The 972-nt window shown below is 43.4% G+C and carries 2 protein-coding genes; one reads left to right on the forward strand and one right to left on the reverse strand.

Annotated elements, in window-relative coordinates; genetic code table 11:
• Positions 1-48 precede the first annotated feature (48 nt).
• Positions 49-624: a hypothetical protein gene (locus A3756_RS19875; protein ID WP_068507510.1), complete on the forward strand. Its 576-nt coding sequence runs from the start codon at positions 49-51 to the stop codon at positions 622-624.
• An 18-nt stretch (positions 625-642) separates the two neighbouring features.
• Here A3756_RS19875 and A3756_RS28015 read toward each other — a convergent pair whose 3' ends face one another.
• Positions 643-876, reverse strand: coding sequence for a hypothetical protein (locus A3756_RS28015; protein ID WP_255376524.1), 234 nt, complete (start codon positions 874-876; stop codon positions 643-645).
• Positions 877-972: the final 96 nt, after the last annotated feature.

A 972-nucleotide genomic window follows, 5' to 3' on the forward strand; every position in this document is an offset into this window, starting at 1 on the left:
TTGTTGCTTTCGTTCCATTAGCATTCATCGATCAATAAGGTTGCTAGAATGGAACGCGTAGCAAAACGTGAGGAGCAATTAGAGCAACTTGAACGGCAGAGTGAAAGTGACTTGCCAGAAATAATTTCTGGCATGAGTGATGAACAATTTGAAGCTGTGTTTGATTTGGTTGAGTCGGTGCTCGAACGTGAAAGAAAAGGATTTGATCGTTTTTTCGAGTCTATCTCTCAAACGCTTAGATATATCCCCAACTTTCTCGTGCTTGCGATTACAAACAAATATATCGACCCACCCATTGCGGCAAGAATTACATCTAAGCTCCCCATTAAGAGTGCTGTTCAAATAGCAAAAGGTTTGTCTGTTGAGTATGTCTGTGAAACAGCGGTCTTTATGAATGAGCGCTATGCAGCCGAATTGCTAGCTCGGCTGCCGAAAAAACAGGCGCAAGATGTAATTGCCTGCTTGGCTGAGCAACACCCCTTGCGTGTATTGGATATACTGGAATATGCAGACAAAAGCTTGTTAAAAAGCATGGTTAAGCACGGTTTGACGCTGGCAGTACTTGAAAAAGACTTAAACGAGTTGAGGCTAGTGACCTTTAAGAAGCTGCACGCATTAGCGTAGTTCGCCAAGCAAAGCTCGCTAAAGATGCTTCGCGAGGTGCTCTGCGGCTTTGTCGAAAAGATCCTCTCCTTTATCGATCCAATGAATTTCCTGCCCCTTCTTTTCTATATTCCTAAACCACTTACTTTGTTGTTTTGCAAAAGCGTGAATGGCTGAATTGAGTTTTTGGTACATATCGTTGTAACTCAGCTCACCTTGCAAGTATTGTGCGACAAAGCGATATTCAAGGCCGAAGAAGTGTAACTTTCCCAGGGAAGGCCTTGTTGTCTGAGTGTTTCTACTTCCTCTATCATGCCTTCTTCAAGCCGTGCCTTAAGCCTCGCTGTGATTCTAGCCTTTATTTCTTCG

It is taken from the genome of Oleiphilus sp. HI0086 (genome assembly GCF_001635225.1).